The sequence below is a fragment of the Oleiphilus sp. HI0125 genome (assembly GCF_001635355.1).
This window is the reverse complement of the sequence record NZ_LWGF01001519.1, coordinates 1-1,068: the sequence shown is the minus strand read 5'-3', so window position 1 is coordinate 1,068 and position 1,068 is coordinate 1. Positions and strand designations below refer to the sequence as shown.

General features: G+C 44.9%; 3 protein-coding genes. All 3 read left to right on the top strand.

The window, feature by feature from the left end:
* Positions 1-431 (top strand): molybdopterin dinucleotide binding domain-containing protein (locus A3762_RS25465; protein ID WP_304439336.1); only part of this gene is annotated, 431 nt, incomplete at its 5' end.
* 29 nt (positions 432-460) lie between these two features.
* Complete coding sequence (locus A3762_RS25460; RefSeq protein WP_068473505.1) at positions 461-706, top strand: YheU family protein; 246 nt, start codon at positions 461-463, stop codon at positions 704-706.
* A gap of 3 nt (positions 707-709) precedes the next feature.
* The coding region (locus tag A3762_RS25455) for an SWIM zinc finger domain-containing protein (RefSeq protein WP_197469583.1) at positions 710-1,068 on the top strand (359 nt) is incomplete at its 3' end.

Sequence of the window (1,068 nt, the reverse complement as noted above, 5' to 3'; positions counted from 1 at the left end):
GTCGAGATGTACGTTCTAATAATTCGTGGATGCATAACACGCCGCGTTTAGTGAAAGGAAAAAACCGTTGTACAGCACAGATCAATACAGCAGATGCTAAACGTTTGAAGCTCAAACATGGTGAATTAGTTAAAGTCTCTTCTGACTATGGTGCGGTCACTATTCCTTGTGAAGTCACAGACGACATTATGACGGGCGTTATGAGTATTCCTCACGGTTGGGGGCACGATCATGAAGGGACGCGACTTTCTGTGGCAAGTCAGAAGCCAGGGGTGAACCTTAATGTCCTTATTTCTGATCAGTTCGTCGATAAGTTAACGGGTACTTCAGCTCTAAATGGTATGCCTGTGCGTGTTGAAGCGATTGCTTCAACTGCTACAAAAAAGCGACGAAAAACCACTACCAAGAAAACAACGAAAGCGGTAAGTTAAAGCATTAAGTTTACTGTAGAGTTGTATATATGGTGATTCCCCGTAAGGACGTAAGCGAAGAAGCGCTTGAAGGTTTGTTAAAAGAATACTGTCTTCGCGCTTGGGGTCTAAATGACGTGGAATCGCCGATCGAAGATCGCATTTATAGCGCACGTGCTGCGCTTGATAACGGCGATCTTGTTTTGTGGTATAGCGAGTACGAAGAGAGTGCTTATTTATTGGCCACAAAAGACCTTCCTGAACAGCCAAAGGCTGATGCCTCTTACGACGTGTAAGTCATGTCTAAATTTCTTGTAGGTGAAGAAGAATTATTCAAGCGCGCTGGGAAAGATCGTTTTCAGCGGGGTAAGAATGCGTACACCCCTGATTTAGTGCAAGACTATCAGCGAGATGGCCTAGCGGTAACAGCCAAAGTTGAAGACTACACTGTCACACTGAATTATGCGGGCAGTATTGTGGACGGGCACTGTACTTGCCCAGATTCCGATGGGTTCGATTTTTGTCAGCACTGTGTTTCTGCAGTATTACACGGTAACCGTCTTGAGCAACAAGTACTCTCCCTTTCCAAAGGTCCCGAAAAATCTCGCATATTTGCGTATTTGATTGGTCTCGAGAAACAAACACTGGCGAAGCACTT